Here is a 15199-nt window from a genome sequence, read left to right as displayed (position 1 = left end):
GTGTTTATGTCGATAAAGTGGAGGGCACTGGGGTAACGGTCCTCTATTCCCGTATTGGCCGACGTGTTCCGATTCATACGAGTGCAGTTGGCAAATCCCTTGTTGCGACGAAAACGAATAGTGAACTGGATTTGCTCTTGGATGGCTATGATTATACGGGACCGACCGAAAGATCGATTAGATCCAAGGAGCAGTTTTTAGCGGAAATCGAAAAAGCACGCATTAATGGCTATTCAATGGATAATGAAGAAAACGAACCGGGCATTTACTGTCTTGCCGTCCCGATAAAAGATTATTCAGGAAAGGTAATCGCTGCAATGAGTGTATCGATGCCTGCTTCGAAAGTAAATGAAGAAACACATGAGTATTATGTACGTCTCTTAAAGGAATGCAGCAGTAAAATTTCGCAGGAGCTCGGTTATGAATATCAAAAAATATAAATGAGGCCTGCCATTTAGGAGGAACTAGAAAATGAGAATTATTCGCTATGTAAAAGACAATAAAAAACAACTTGCTGCCGTGACAAACGAAAACATTGTAGTGGACCTTCCATTTACGGATTTTATGTCGTTGATTACAGCGGCACGTCATGATAACAGAACGCCGTTTGATATTGTAAAACAAATTATCGCCAAAGGGGAAAAGCGGCCATTGGAAGGTCTTGAATTAACCACGCCAATCGATGCGCCGGAAGTATGGGCATCTGGCGTTACATATAAGAAAAGCAAAGAAGCACGTAACTACGAAGCGACACAAGGAAAGCTGGACCGCCAAACTTTCTATGACAAAGTTTATGATGCAGTGCGTCCTGAGATTTTCTTTAAATCGACTGCAGCAAGAACCGTGGGCCCGAATGATCCGGTATACTTGCGTTCTGATTCAAAATGGCAAATTCCGGAGCCGGAGCTTGGGCTTGTCATCGATAAAGAGGGAACGGTACTTGGATATATCGCAGGTAATGACATGAGCTGCCGTGATATTGAAGGTGAAAATCCGCTTTATCTTCCACAGGCAAAAGTATGGAAAAACTCTTGCTCCATTGGACCGGCCATCTTGTTAAAAGAGGCTGTTCCGGATCCATATGAGCTTAAAATCATGTGCCGTATTTATCGAAATGAAGAAAAAGTATTTGAAGGTGAAGCGAAAGTAAACCAACTGAAACGAAAATTGGAAGAGCTTGTCGACTATTTAGTCTTGGATAACACTGTTTTTGACGGATCAGTGTTACTTACAGGTACATGCGTGGTTCCGCCAAATGAATTTACATTGAAAGGCGATGACCGAATCGAAATCGAAATACCTGGGATTGGAGTATTAAACAACCCGGTTATCCAAAGTAAAGCAGTTCAAACAATTTAAGGGGTGACAAAATGGGCGAGTATAAAACACTTTACTTGAGTACGAAAGATAGTGTAGCTGTCGCTTTATCCGAAATCCCTGCAAACACATCAGTGATTGTGAAGGCAGACCTTGAAGAACTTGTCGTACCCATTCTTGAACCGATTCGTTTTGGACATAAGTTCGCAGTCAAAGCCATCGAACAAGGAGCAGACATAATTAAATATGGGGAAGTCATAGGGGCAGCCTCAGCTTTTATTCCAGCTGGTGCACATGTTCATGTACACAATTTAGAAGGTAAAAGAGGAAGGGGTGACAAAATTGCTGAATGAAAAAATGCAGTTTTGGGGCTATCGCCGTCCGGATGGCCGCGTCGGAGTCCGGAATCATGTACTGATTTTGCCAACGATAACATGCGCAACCCAAACTGCACAGCGCGTCACAGAATTGGTGAGCGGAACCGTCACATTCATTCATCAGCATGGCTGTGCGCAAGTGGGCTCTGATTTTGATCAAACGGCCAGAACCTATGCGGGAATGGGGATGAATCCAAATGTATATGGTGTCATAGTACTCGGCCTTGGCTGTGAAACACATCAGGCGCACCGTATTGGAGATGAAATTGCTAAATGCGGTAAACCAGTGGAAACTGTATCGATTCAGGAACATGGAGGCACTCTTCAAACCATTGCCGAAGTAGCTAAAATTGCGGTAAAAATGGTCCAGGATGCCTCGATGGTGCAACGGGAATTATGTGATTTCAGCGAGCTGATTGTCGGCACGGAATGCGGTGGGTCTGATGCATGCTCCGGTTTATCGGCTAATCCGGCAGTCGGACGTACAAGCGATTTGGTTGTTCAGCAGGGGGGAACCGCAATATTAGCGGAAACGACTGAACTCATCGGTGCAGAGCATTTGATTGCTAACCGGGCGGCAAACGACCAGGTAGCCAAAAAAGCTTATGCGGTTATTAAAATGATGGAAGACCGCTCGATGCAAATGGGCGTAGATATCCGCACCGGAAATCCAAGTCCGGGAAACATTGAGGGAGGTCTCAGCTCACTCGAAGAAAAATCACTGGGGGCAGCGACAAAATCTGGCACAACCAGGCTGGAAGAAGTCATTGATTATGCCCAGGTGCCCACAAAAAAAGGGCTCGTCTGGATGGATACGCCTGGCCACGACATTGAGCAATTGACGGGAATGGTCGCAGGCGGTGCCCAAATCGTTCTCTTTACAAGTGGAAGAGGCACGCCAACGGGTTCTCCTATTTCACCCGTCATAAAAATCTCAACTAATACACCAATGTTTTACAGGATGAATGAAAATATGGATTTAAATGCAGGTACGATCGTTGATGGTTTAGAAACCGTCGATGAAGTGGGAAGGCGCATCATGGAAGAAATTCAACATGTTTCAAACGGAAAATTAACAAAAGCGGAGATCTTAAAGCAGCATGACTTTGGCATTTGGAGAATTGGACCGACATTTTAAAACGAAAAAGGAGCTGAAGATTATGTTATCAACTACATTTGCAACGAAAACATATAAGAATTTCATTAATAATGAGTGGGTGAATGCATCTTCTGGAAATACAATCGAAAGCATTAATCCCGCAGACAAAGAACCGGTTGGCTACGTACAAAGCTCAACAGAAGATGACTTGAACGAAGCGGTGACTTCTGCACATAAGGCAAAGGGGGATTGGCGCAGGCTTGGTCAGTCAGCACGTGGACAAATCCTTTTCAAAACGGCCAATATATTGGAAGAAAATCTTGATGAAATTGCCGAAACCATGACTCGCGAAATGGGTAAAACGTTACCTGAAGCAAAAGGCGAAACTGCACGAGGCGTTGCAATCCTGCGTTACTATGCTGGGGAAGGGATGCGGAAAGACGGCGATGTTATTCCGTCATCCGATAAAGATGCCTTAATGTTTACAAAACGCTCCCCTCTTGGTGTTGTGGGGATAATCACGCCATGGAACTTCCCGGTTGCCATTCCCATCTGGAAAATGGCTCCAGCACTTGTATATGGCAATACAATCGTATGGAAACCCGCTACGGAAGGAGCCGTTACAGCAGCGAAAGTCATGGAATGCTTCACCAAAGCAGGCTTCCCTGAGGGTGTTTTGAATTTTATTACCGGTAAAGGATCGATCATAGGCCAAGGGCTCATCGATCATCTGCTTTTAAATGCAATCACATTTACCGGTTCTGAAAGTGTCGGACAGAGCGTCGCGAAATCAGCTTCCGCCCGCGGGATAAAATATCAACTTGAAATGGGAGGCAAAAATCCAGTCATCGTGACGAAAGATGCAAACATCGACCAAGCAGTCGAGGCGGTCATCAACGGTGGATTTCGTTCCTCCGGCCAAAAATGCACAGCTTCAAGCCGTGTTGTAGTTGAATCCTCGGTCTATGATGTATTTAAACAAAAACTGGTAGAAGCAGCTGCGAAAATAACGGTTGGCAACGGCCTTCAAGAGGGAATTTGGATGGGCCCATGTGCAAGCGAAAGCCAGTTCAATACGGTGAAAGAGTACATTGAAAAAGGGAAGCAGGAGGGAGCAAAACTCATTCATGGCGGGGAGATATTAACTGGCGGAGACTATGATGGGGGCTTTTTCATTACACCTGCGATTTTTGAAGGCGTGACTACGGATATGGTGATAGCACAGGCAGAAATTTTTGGACCGGTTATCGCGCTTATGAAAGCAACCGATCTTGCCGAGGCGATTGACATGGCAAATAATACGAAATACGGATTGAGTGCATCAATCTTCACATCAAATATTAGCTCGATTCTGGATTTCATCGATGAAATTGAGGCAGGGCTTGTCCGTATTAACGCAGAAAGCGCGGGTGTTGAGTTGCAAGCCCCATTCGGAGGCATGAAAGCATCGAGTACGGGTTCGCGAGAGCAAGGTGAGGCGGCGAAAGAATTTTATACAGCCATAAAAACGGTTTTCATTAAAGGTTCTTAATAAGAGAAAGAGAGGTTCCATGTTTGAAAACCTCTCTTCCTTCCAAAAAAACAATGCGAGGTGCTTGATGAAAATCAGTAAAATTTCTTTATACAAAGTTCCACCCCGCTGGCTGTTTTTAAAAATTGATACAGATGAAGGCATTTCCGGCTGGGGAGAGCCTGTCGTGGAAGGGCGTGCGGAAACCGTTAAAGCAGCAGTTAACGAATTGACCGATTATTTGATCGGGAGAAATCCGAACGACATTGAAGACATCTGGCAAACACTTTATCGAGGTGGATTTTACCGTGGGGGGCCAATTTTAATGAGTGCCATTTCTGGGATTGAGCAGGCACTATGGGATATAAAAGGAAAATACTTCAATATTCCTGTATACCAAATGCTCGGCGGCAAAGCACGTGAAAAAATTAAAGTGTACTCGTGGGTCGGAGGAGATCGGCCAGTGGATGTCGTTGCAGCTGCCATCGAAAAACAGAAAGAGGGCTTCCTTGCTGTCAAAATGAACGCATCAGAAGAAATGAATTACATTGATAGTTTTTCGAAAGTAGAGGCTGTCATCGAACGCGTTGCTTCAATTAGGGAAGCTGTTGGCAAAGACTTTGGCATTGGAGTGGATTTTCATGGAAGGATTCATAAAACGATGGCAAAGGCGATTGTGAAAGAACTTGAACCATACCATCCAATGTTCATTGAAGAGCCGGTGCTGCCGGAAAATAATGAAGCACTTCGCGAGATTGCCTGGCATACTACGTGTCCGATTGCGACGGGTGAAAGGATGTATACACGCTGGGGCTTTAAGCAGCTTCTTCAAGATGGCTATGTCGATATTATTCAGCCGGATCTATCCCACACAGGTGGTATTTTAGAAGGGAAAAAAATTGCCGCGATGGCAGAATCGTATGATGTAGCGATCGCACCGCACTGCCCGCTCGGTCCGATGACCCTCGCTTCATCAATTCATTTGGACGCAACGACACCGAATTTCATAATTCAAGAACAAAGCCTTGGTATTCATTACAACGAAGGCATGGACATTCTCGATTATATGAAAAATCCAGAATTATTCGACTATGAAAATGGTTATGTGAACATTCCGGATAAACCGGGTCTTGGGGTGGAAATTGATGAAGAAAAAGTGAAGCAGGCAGCAGAAACCGGACATGATTGGAAAAACCCAATTTGGCGTAATGAAGACGGGAGCATCGCTGAATGGTAATAAAAGGAGGAAAAACAATGGACTTTCATGGCATCATTCCACCGGTAGTCACCTTATTTGATGAATCGGGGAACTTAGATATGGCGCTGAACAGAAGTTATATCGACCTATTAATCTCACGGAATATAGACGGTATTTTATTGATGGGAAGTTCAGGTGAGTTCTCATCGCTTACAACGGAAGAAAGAAAACTATATGTACGCGAAATGATCAAGCATATTAACGGACGAGTGCCTGTCATGGTCGGGGTAGGGCATACCGCATTAAAAGAGGTGCAAGAACTGACTTCTTATGCAGAAGAGCATGGAGCGAACGGCGTTCTCGTAGTCAACCCGTATTACTGGAAGCTGTCTGACGACCAATTATACCTTCATTTTTCCAGTGTAGCGAATCATACTGATCTGCAAGTTTTCATTTATAATATCCCGCTTCTGACAGGTCAAAATTTATCAATCGAATTGATTAAAAAATTAGCTGAAGATCATTCAAACATAGCTGGTATTAAAGAGACGGTCAGTGATTTCGGGCACCTTCGTCAAGTGCTGGCGGAAGTGAAGAAAGTTCGCAGTGATTTCCGAGTCTTCTCGGCTTTTGACGAGCACTTGCTTCCGGCCCAAATGATTGGTGCAGCGGGAAGCATTAATGGAAGCGCTGTCTTTGCACCGGAAATTTCCGTTGATTTATATCAATTGTATCATAAAGGTGACCTTGCTGAAGCACAGAAAAAACATCAAGTGATTTCAAAACTGATGGATGTGTACAATTACGGTCCGACATTTTTTACTGCCATGAAAGAAGCGGTTCATCAGCGCTGGTTTGACGTTGCTGCTGGACACCGTGCACCCTGCGATGTATACCCTGCTGATTTGAGTGACAAAGTAGCTGTTCTTTTAAAAAATATAAATATGAAAGAAGGCGTCCAAAAATGAAAGAATCACGAGACTTGCTCGAACAATTAGGATACCCATCAACTGATTTAAAAGAACTTCCTACATCAACGAAAACATTTCCAGACGGTGCTCAATACCGTATTGAACTCCCAAGCGTAGAAGGCCCGATAGCACTGAAAGAAACATTGAAAGAAATTGACCGACTCGGTTTGACCATTCACCGAATATCTCAGGGCAGCGGCATCATGCTTCAAACCGATGAAGAAATTATAGAAATGTGTAAAATGACAGCAGAGCGTGGCATGGAGCTGAGTTTGTTTGTCGGTCCCAGGGGTTCATGGGATGTCAGTGCGGGACCGCTTACGACAGGAGGCAAATCTCAGGGAATTCGCCATGAGGGCTCCGATCAGCTTGTTTATGCCATGGAAGACCTGAAAAGAGGGGCTGCACTAGGTCTTCGCGGTGCGTTAGTCGCGGATGAAGGACTCCTTCTTTTAACGAAAGAAATGAAAAAATACGGACAGCTTCCGGAAGACTTTGTTGTTAAAGTATCGGTTCAAATGGGTTCTGCCAATCCAGTATCCGTCAAATTAATGGAAGACATCGGTGCGGATACCTACAACGTGCCACCTGCATTAACACTGTCTAAACTTGCAGCGATCCGACAATCGATAGACATTCCAATTGATTTATACGTTGAAGTTCCGGATACTTTCGGCGGCTTTCTTCGCTATTATGAAATACCGGAAATAATTCGTGTATTGGCGCCTGTCTACATCAAATTCGGTCTTCGTAATCACCCAGATGTATATCCATCTGGGAAACAATGGGAAAGTACGAATATCTCACTCACAAAGGAACGTGTACGCCGTGCCGCAATTGGTATTCAAATGATCAAACGATACTATCCAGAAGCAAAAACATCAAAACTCGGTGCAAAAGGACTCGGAATTGCGAAAATTGAAAAGGCAGCAGTTAAATAATGATATTAACGTGAGGGGATCCCCTCTAATATTCACGTATTTATTACTAAAAGGGAGTTGAGCCCAAATGTCGTTTAAAATATTAATAACGGATTACGAATTTGAACATTTGAAATATGAAGAAGAGATTTTTCAAGAAAGCGGTCTGGAAATCGAATTCATCAAAGCGCAATGCAAAACTGAAGAAGAAGTAATGGGGCAGGCAAAAGAAGTGGATGCAATTTTGAATCAATATGCTCCTATCTCACGCCGAGTTATTGATTCGCTTGAAAACACCAAAATCATTTCCCGCTACGGTGTTGGCGTCAATACAATTGATCTCAATGCGGCTAAGGAAAAGGGGATTACTGTCGCCAATGTACCGGATTATGGCATGGAAGAAGTATCGAATCATGCATTGGCACTTTTACTTACTTCGGCGCGGAAAGTGACACTGTTAAACAATGAAGTGAAAAAAGGTAACTGGGATTTTAAGGTGTGTGTCCCGATTCATCGATTTAACGAGCAAACTGTTGGGGTTCTAGGCTTTGGTCGGATTCCGCGCCGTTTCATTGAAAAGGTGAAACCGCTCGGCTTTAAAACTGCTGCATACGATCCTTTCGTATCAGCGGCAGACATGGCTGCGGTTGGGGTTCAAAAAATGGAGCTCGACGAAATTATAGCAGAAGCTGATTATTTGTCGATCCATGTGCCCTTAATTGATGATACATACCATCTGATCAATGAGGAGCGCCTTAAACAAATGAAGAGAAATGCGGTTATCATTAACACGGCACGCGGACCGATAATCGATGAAAAAGCACTTTCTGATGCACTTGAAAAAGGGGTAATTGCAGGTGCAGCACTTGATGTGACAGAGAAAGAGCCGGTCAGCGCCGATAGCCCGCTACTCACAATGGACAATGTCATCATTACGCCGCACAGTGCCTGGTATTCAGAGGAAGCAATGGTTGAACTTCGTCAAAAGGCAGCGAGAAATATCGTTCAGGTCTTAAACGGGGAAATAACACCATACGCTCTGACTTAAGAAAGGGGAAAAAATATGAAATTAGCGACTTTTTCCGTACAAACCGAACAACACATCGGTCTTGTTAAAAATGATCAAATCATTAGTTTAACGGCTCTTAGTCCAGAAGAATTTCCAACTTGCATGAAAAAATTCATAGAACGCAGCAGCGAATTGAGAACACGTGCAGAACAGTTAATTGAACAACGAGTTAATGACGATGCAATATTCAAGCTGTCAGAAGTAAAAATCCTGCCGCCAATCGCAAAGCCGGATAAAATCATTTGCGTAGGACTTAACTATTTTGATCATTGCAAGGAAACGGGGATGGAGCCTCCTGAATCACCGGTCATTTTTACCAAATATGCAAATGCCATTGCCGGCCATAATGATGCGATTGAAATTCCAATTAATTCAACCGCGGTCGACTTTGAAGCAGAGCTTGCGTTTGTCATTGGGAGGGAAGCGAAACATGTATCAGAAGAAGAGGCGAATGATTACATCTTTGGCTATACAATTATGAATGATATTAGCGCCCGAGACTTGCAATTTCAGGATGGCCAGTGGTCGAGAGGCAAAACGGCTGACACATTTGCGCCATTTGGTCCTTTTATCGTGACGCAAGATGAAGTGGGTGACCCCCACAATCTAGCGATTTCGCTTGAATTAAACGGTGAAATTATGCAGGATTCAAATACAAGCAACCTAATTTTTACGGTTCCGAAAATCATATCATTTTTATCACAGTCCATGACACTGATGCCGGGTGATTTGATTGCAACTGGTACGCCACCTGGCGTTGGAATGGGGCGGAATCCGAAAATCTGGTTGAAAAACGGTGACCGGATGAACGTCAGCATTGAGAAGATCGGCACGCTTTCTAATCACGTAATAGCATGACAAGAGAAAGAAGGTGATGACATGGATGTTGTAACCATCGGAGAAACAATGACAGTGTTTACCCCGAATGAAGAAGGTCCACTTCGCCACGCCCGATCTTTTTCAATGAAGTTCGGCGGTGCGGAATCCAATGTCGCGATCGGGCTAAGCCGACTCGGTCATAGGACACGCTGGATAAGCCGTCTCGGCGAGGATGAATTTGGCGATGCCATGCAATCGTTCATTCGCGGAGAAGGTGTTGATGTCTCTTATGTAACAAGAGATCCTGATGCGCCTACCGGAGTATTTTTTAAAGAATACAGACGGCTGAATGATACTAGAGTTTACTATTACAGGAAAGATTCGGCAGCTAGTAAAATGACGGCGGAATTACTAACCGATCTCGCCATCCAAGAAGCAGCTTATCTCCATATTACCGGAATTACCCCTGCACTAGGGAATTCGTGTCGTTCGCTCTTGGATAAAGCGATCCGCATTGCTAAAGAAAACGGAACAAAAATCGTCTTCGATCCGAATATTCGCTTGAAAATATGGTCGGATGAAAATGAAGCGCGTCACATCATAACAAAGTACGCCTCGAAAAGTGATATCGTCATGCCTGGGGTGGCCGAAGCCGAATTTTTATTCGGTTCCCATGCTCCGGAGATGTTAGCCGTTCATTTTCATGAACTCGGTGTTGAAACAGTTTTACTTAAATTGGGCAAAGAGGGTTCTTTAATTTCAGCCCCGTCTGTACCGAAAACATACGTTCCTGGATTCCATGTGGAACGGGTCGTGGATCCCATAGGTGCTGGTGATGCTTTTACATCCGGTGTACTTTCCGGCCTGCTCGATGGACTGCCTCTATATGAAGCTGCAAGGCGCGGAAATGCCATGGGAGCAATGGCAACGATGGTAAATGGCGATGTTGAGGGGCTACCGGTCCGTGCCGACCTCGCTTTGTTCATGAGTGGCGGCACTGAGGATGTGACGAGGTAGAAAGGTGGAAAAAATGACTAAACTTGAAGAGCTTAAACATGGGAAGCTAGTTGCCGTCATTCGCGGTGCACGCCCAGACCAAATTATACCAATCGCCCGGGCCCTGAAAGAGGGAGGCATCAGAACACTTGAAATAACGGTGGAAACTCCCAAAGTGTGCCATTTAATTGAAAGAGTGAAAGAGGAGTTCGGTGATGATATCATAGCGGGTGCCGGCACGGTATTGGATCCTGAAACGGCCCGTGCGGTCATCATGGCAGGGGCGGAATTTATCTTTTCTCCAACCGTCAATGTCAAAACGATTAAAATGGCTAAGCGCTATGGCGTTATTAGTATCCCCGGTGCGCTCACACCAACCGAAATATTGACTGCTTATGAGCATGGAGCCGACATTGTCAAAGTTTTCCCGGCAGATACACTGGGTGTTAGCTACTTTAAAAATCTTAAAGGACCGCTTCCTCACATTCCCCTTATGCCAACTGGCGGTGTCAACCTTGACAACCTTGCATCTTTTTTTAAGGCAGGTGCCATCGCGGCAGGACTTGGTGGTTCATTGATCAATCCTGCGAAATTGACTACGGGTGAAGATTACACCAGGCTGACAGAAATGGCAAAAAAATTTTCAGCAATCGTACAAAAAAGCTAAAGCAATCCGTAGCTTATTTGAATTTCGGTCCAATGGGAACTGGGAATGAAAGTATGACTGTGTTCATTTCCTCCTTTCTTACCAATTTGATGTATCTCGTTCAATCTTATAGTAGTCCATCAAGGGTATTATTGCTGGCGGAGAGTGGATAAATTCAGGCAAACCAGAAAGGGGAAAAGTGCTATGTTACTAGAAAAGTATAGAAATCTGCAGGAAATTCTTCAAAAAATGGAGTCGGTAGTGGTCGCTTTTTCAGGAGGGGTGGACAGCACTTTTTTGCTAAATGTTGCTATTGATACTTTGGGTTATGATAATGTGTTAGCCATTACAGCAGATTCGGAAACCTATCCGTCGAGTGAGTTGAAAGAAGCCATTATGCTATCAAAATGGATAGGTGCCAACCATCGAGTCATTCAAACTTCGGAGTTGGCCATTCCTGGATATTCAGAAAATAATCAGAATCGCTGTTACTTTTGTAAAAGTAGTTTATTTGACCACCTGCTTCCTATTCTTGAAGAATATGAATTTAAAAATATAATTTATGGAGTCATCGCTGATGATGCTAACGAATTTCGTCCAGGCATGAAAGCAGCTAAAGAAAAAGGAATCAGGGGACCTCTTCTGGAAGCCGGTTTATTCAAAGAAGAAATAAGAGTATTGTCCAAGCAAGCCGGTTTGCCAACCTGGGATAAACCATCATTCGCATGCCTATCTTCACGCATTGCATATGGCGATATCATTACGAAGGAAAAGTTGACGAAAGTGGATAAATCAGAAGCTTACTTAAAATCATTGGATATTCATCAGGTAAGAGTCAGGACGCATGGGGATACTGCCCGAATTGAAGTTGAACCCGTTGATATGCCGCGAGTGCTCCAATACCATGCGGCAATCACGAAACGGCTGAAGCAATTTGGTTATAAGTATGTATCAATGGATCTCACGGGCTATACAAGCGGAAGTATGAATATAGCGCTAAAAAAGGAAGAAATGTTATGATCGACAATATTTTAGAGCAGGTTCAAAATGGTTCATTGACAGCAGCGGAAGCAAAGGAAAAACTTGCATCATATGAGAATTTGGGTTTTGTAAAAATTGATCATCATCGAAAAAGGAGACAAGGCTTTCCCGAAATTGTATTTGGAGAAGGGAAAACGGCTGAGCAAATTTTAACGATTGTACAATCACTGCGGACAAGGAATGATTCTGTGCTTGTGACTCGAATTTCTCGGGAAAAAGCAGTTTTTGTACAAAAAGAATGTAGTGAATTTGAGTATAACGATATGGCCCGGACACTTGCCTGGGTTAAAGAAAAACCAAAATCCGTTGGTTCATATGTTGCAATTGTGTGCGCCGGGACATCAGATTTATCCGTTGCTGAAGAAGCTGCCGTGACGGCCGAAACACTAGGTATTCCAGTCAGGCGTATATACGATGTTGGTGTTGCTGGGCTGCACCGCCTCCTTGATAATATAGACGAGATACGAGGAGCCACCGTATCAGTTTGTGTAGCGGGGATGGAAGGGGCACTCCCAAGTGTGTTAGGAGGCCTTGTCACAAATCCAATTATTGCTGTACCGACAAGTATCGGTTACGGTGCCAATTTTAACGGTTTATCGGCCCTTTTATCCATGCTTAATTCATGCGCATCGGGTGTAAGTGTGGTGAACATCGATAATGGATTTGGTGCAGCCTATAATGCAGCGATTATATACAAACTTGTACATAAAAAGGAGATCAATGATGATGAGGACATTATATTTTGACTGCTTTTCCGGCATAAGCGGAGATATGGTTATTGGTGCGTTGATCGATGCAGGTGCAGACCCTTTTCAAATGGAAGAAGAGTTAAAAAAGCTGAATATAGATGAAGAATATAATCTGTCATGGGGGAAAGTCGTCAAAAATGGCATTACGAGTACTAAATTTGATGTCATTCTTACCAGTAAATCAGAGCAACCACATGAGCACAGCCACAGTCATGAACATGAACACAGCCATAACGATGAACACAACCATAGCCATGCACTTCACAATCATCATGGTAGCCGCACCTACAAACAAATTATAGAAGCTATCAATGAGGCGAACCTTAATGAAGCGGTAACAAACATGTCACTCGCCATATTTAAGAAGATTGGTGAAGCGGAAGGGCACATACACGGGCTTCCGCTTGATAAAGTTCACTTTCATGAGGTAGGGGCTGTAGATTCGATAATAGATATAATCGGGGCTGCAATTTTAATCGAACAGCTAGGTATTGAATCAGTTCAGGCATCAGCCATTCCTACGGGATCTGGACATATACATATTGATCACGGAACATACCCGGTTCCTGCACCTGCCACACTTGAAATATTAAAGGGGGTACCGATAGCCTCAAACGCTATTCGTTCTGAATTAGCAACGCCGACCGGTGCTGCCATCGCTGCGGTTTTAGCTGAAAAATTTGGTTCGCTTCCAGCCATGACTGTCGAATCGATTGGCTATGGTGCGGGGACAAAAACATTTGAAAATCATCCGAACGTCCTTCGCATTATTATAGGGGAGATCCAATGAAGCACCCACCTGATCATGAGCATCTTGATGGACAAATGGTAAAAATGGAAGTGAATCTAGATGATATTTCCGGTGAATGGCTTGGTCATGTAATGGATTTGTTGTTTGAAGCAGGAGCAAATGATGTATTTTATACGCCTATCTTCATGAAAAAAAATCGACCGGGGGTGTTATTGCAACTTCTCTGTTCACAGCAGGTGATTTCGAAAATCAAGAAGATAATATTTGCTGAAACGACGACTCTCGGTATACGCTACTATCCTCTTACCGTACACAGACTCGAACGATCTTTATTATATGTAGACACACAATGGGGGCAAGTGACGATAAAGAGAGGTTTCCATGAGGGCCAACCCATACAGCAGGCACCTGAATATGAAGATTGCCGTAAAATTGCCGTTCAGTACAATATACCTCTTAAAAGGGTTTATGAAGAAGTATGGAAGTGTCTCGGGGAAGTGATAGAGAAATGAGCTTGGTGTCGATTCTTACATTAGGGTTTCTATTGGGGATAAAGCATTCGTTAGAGCCGGATCATGTTATTGCCGTAGCAACCACGGCAGGAAAAACGAAAAAATTATCGCGGCCCTTTTCTTTCTGAGAAACCTCGTTGAAGACTTATTTGTCGAATTAATACATATAAAAGAGACTGTCTACGGATTACAGACAGCATGAGATTCCAGTCATGCTTATAAAATAAATCAATTAGCCCAGATTGCAAACAAGCCTTCTGTTAACAAAAAAGCTTGTCATAATGGGCATACTTCAATGGATATGTCCATGTGAATATAGGGGTATATTGTAACGGATATGAATCTCCAATTATTATACTGCAAGTATGTTTCAAGGGCTTATAATCATCTGTAGATGGAGAAGAGGATGGGCAATATATAATAAGACCCTATGACACTGCTAAGCCATTGGGATGGTAGTGTCATAGGGTCTCTTTTTCTGGTATGAAGAAAGGTACCTGAATCTAGGGGCTGCCGTTGCCGCTAGGCAGAAATACGTTTATTTTTCCTTTGAAGAATCCATATTTCAATTGCACCTGAGCCAAGCAATACCCCCGAAACAATGAAGATAAGTCCAATGAAATGTGCAGGTACAATGGCTTCATTAAGGAAAAATGCTGCCCCTAACAAAGAGAATAAGGTGTTTAAGTTAAGAAAAATGGATGATTCGGCTGCGCCTACCTTACCAATGGCATAATTATAGCTCATGTGCCCGAGGGCAGTGGCGAAAATGGCGGAGAAAATGAAAGCTCCCCAGATGGAGGACGGTGCAGTTGCCAGTGAAGATAAGCCCTCTGGTTCCTTCCATAAGCTGATGGCAAAAAGAATAAAAGATCCAATCAGCATCATGTAGCCGGTTAGTAATCGTGGGTCCATTGTTTTTGAGGCTTTATTGATAAGAATGAAACTTAATGCCTGTGAAAGTATGGAAAGTAAAATATCCACATCCCCCAGATTAATAGAATGAAGTCCTCCACTTCCTGCCATAACGGTAAAACTCACACCCATGGCACCGCATATAAAGCCAAAAAGCCTAATTAAAGTTGGCTTTTTACGAAAGAATATCATGGTCAAGATGACTGTCAAAATTGGCCCCATGCCCAAAATCAGTCCAGCATTCGATGCAGAAGTCTTCGTCAATCCCTCAGCTAAAAAATAATGATGAAAAACGACACTCAAAAGTGC

The 15199-nt window shown here is 43.6% G+C and carries 17 protein-coding genes; 16 read left to right on the top strand and 1 reads right to left on the bottom strand.

Going from position 1 to position 15199, the window contains the following annotated elements; translation table 11 throughout:
* From ACFVSH_RS16675 to larC2, 16 genes are all read left to right on the top strand, one after another.
* On the top strand, positions 1-440 hold a 440-nt coding region (locus tag ACFVSH_RS16675), incomplete at its 5' end, for an IclR family transcriptional regulator (protein ID WP_387706951.1).
* A 31-nt stretch (positions 441-471) separates the two neighbouring features.
* Complete coding sequence (locus tag ACFVSH_RS16670; protein ID WP_387706949.1) at positions 472-1359, top strand: fumarylacetoacetate hydrolase family protein; 888 nt, start codon at positions 472-474, stop codon at positions 1357-1359.
* Between the two features lie 11 nt (positions 1360-1370).
* Complete coding sequence (locus ACFVSH_RS16665; protein ID WP_342613960.1) at positions 1371-1670, top strand: UxaA family hydrolase; 300 nt, start codon at positions 1371-1373, stop codon at positions 1668-1670.
* A gap of 4 nt (positions 1671-1674) precedes the next feature.
* Positions 1675-2832 (top strand): UxaA family hydrolase, encoded by a 1158-nt coding sequence (locus ACFVSH_RS16660; RefSeq protein ID WP_387706955.1) that lies wholly within the window; start codon positions 1675-1677, stop codon positions 2830-2832.
* Between the two features lie 22 nt (positions 2833-2854).
* Positions 2855-4324: an alpha-ketoglutaric semialdehyde dehydrogenase GucD gene (gene gucD / locus ACFVSH_RS16655; protein WP_387706947.1), complete on the top strand. Its 1470-nt coding sequence runs from the start codon at positions 2855-2857 to the stop codon at positions 4322-4324.
* Between the two features lie 67 nt (positions 4325-4391).
* Positions 4392-5540, top strand: a complete 1149-nt coding sequence (dgoD, locus tag ACFVSH_RS16650) for a galactonate dehydratase (RefSeq protein WP_387706945.1) — start codon at positions 4392-4394, stop codon at positions 5538-5540.
* Between the two features lie 17 nt (positions 5541-5557).
* Positions 5558-6469: a dihydrodipicolinate synthase family protein gene (locus tag ACFVSH_RS16645; RefSeq protein WP_387706943.1), complete on the top strand. Its 912-nt coding sequence runs from the start codon at positions 5558-5560 to the stop codon at positions 6467-6469.
* A complete protein-coding gene (locus ACFVSH_RS16640; RefSeq protein WP_387706941.1) occupies positions 6466-7413 on the top strand; it encodes a U32 family peptidase in 948 nt (315 codons plus the stop codon). The genes ACFVSH_RS16645 and ACFVSH_RS16640 overlap by 4 nt, the downstream gene beginning before the upstream one ends.
* A gap of 67 nt (positions 7414-7480) precedes the next feature.
* On the top strand, positions 7481-8440 hold the full coding sequence (locus ACFVSH_RS16635) for a C-terminal binding protein (protein ID WP_387599095.1): 960 nt from the start codon (positions 7481-7483) through the stop codon (positions 8438-8440).
* Between the two features lie 15 nt (positions 8441-8455).
* Entirely contained in the window at positions 8456-9319 is an 864-nt protein-coding gene (locus ACFVSH_RS16630; RefSeq protein ID WP_387706939.1) for a fumarylacetoacetate hydrolase family protein, read from the top strand.
* 21 nt (positions 9320-9340) lie between these two features.
* Positions 9341-10297, top strand: a complete 957-nt coding sequence (locus tag ACFVSH_RS16625) for a sugar kinase (RefSeq protein ID WP_387706937.1) — start codon at positions 9341-9343, stop codon at positions 10295-10297.
* Between the two features lie 13 nt (positions 10298-10310).
* A complete protein-coding gene (locus ACFVSH_RS16620; RefSeq protein WP_387599086.1) occupies positions 10311-10943 on the top strand; it encodes a bifunctional 4-hydroxy-2-oxoglutarate aldolase/2-dehydro-3-deoxy-phosphogluconate aldolase in 633 nt (210 codons plus the stop codon).
* A gap of 183 nt (positions 10944-11126) precedes the next feature.
* Positions 11127-11942, top strand: a complete 816-nt coding sequence (gene larE, locus ACFVSH_RS16615) for an ATP-dependent sacrificial sulfur transferase LarE (protein WP_387706935.1) — start codon at positions 11127-11129, stop codon at positions 11940-11942.
* On the top strand, positions 11939-12709 hold the full coding sequence (larB, locus tag ACFVSH_RS16610; protein WP_387599080.1) for a nickel pincer cofactor biosynthesis protein LarB: 771 nt from the start codon (positions 11939-11941) through the stop codon (positions 12707-12709). Before larE ends, larB begins: the two co-directional genes overlap by 4 nt.
* Positions 12690-13502, top strand: coding sequence for a nickel pincer cofactor biosynthesis protein LarC (gene larC, locus ACFVSH_RS16605; RefSeq protein WP_387706953.1), 813 nt, complete (start codon positions 12690-12692; stop codon positions 13500-13502). Before larB ends, larC begins: the two co-directional genes overlap by 20 nt.
* Positions 13499-13975, top strand: a complete 477-nt coding sequence (gene larC2 / locus ACFVSH_RS16600; protein WP_387599077.1) for a nickel pincer cofactor biosynthesis protein LarC2 — start codon at positions 13499-13501, stop codon at positions 13973-13975. Before larC ends, larC2 begins: the two co-directional genes overlap by 4 nt.
* 522 nt (positions 13976-14497) lie before the next feature.
* Here larC2 and ACFVSH_RS16595 read toward each other — a convergent pair.
* The coding region (locus ACFVSH_RS16595) for a DMT family transporter (RefSeq protein ID WP_387706933.1) at positions 14498-15199 on the bottom strand (702 nt) is incomplete at its 5' end.

Origin of the sequence: Peribacillus sp. NPDC058002 (assembly GCF_042886655.1) — a bacterium.
Lineage (GTDB): Bacteria > Bacillota > Bacilli > Bacillales > DSM-1321 > Peribacillus > Peribacillus aracenensis.
The sequence above is the reverse complement of the archived record's forward strand: the minus strand, read 5'-3'. Positions and strand labels throughout refer to the sequence as shown.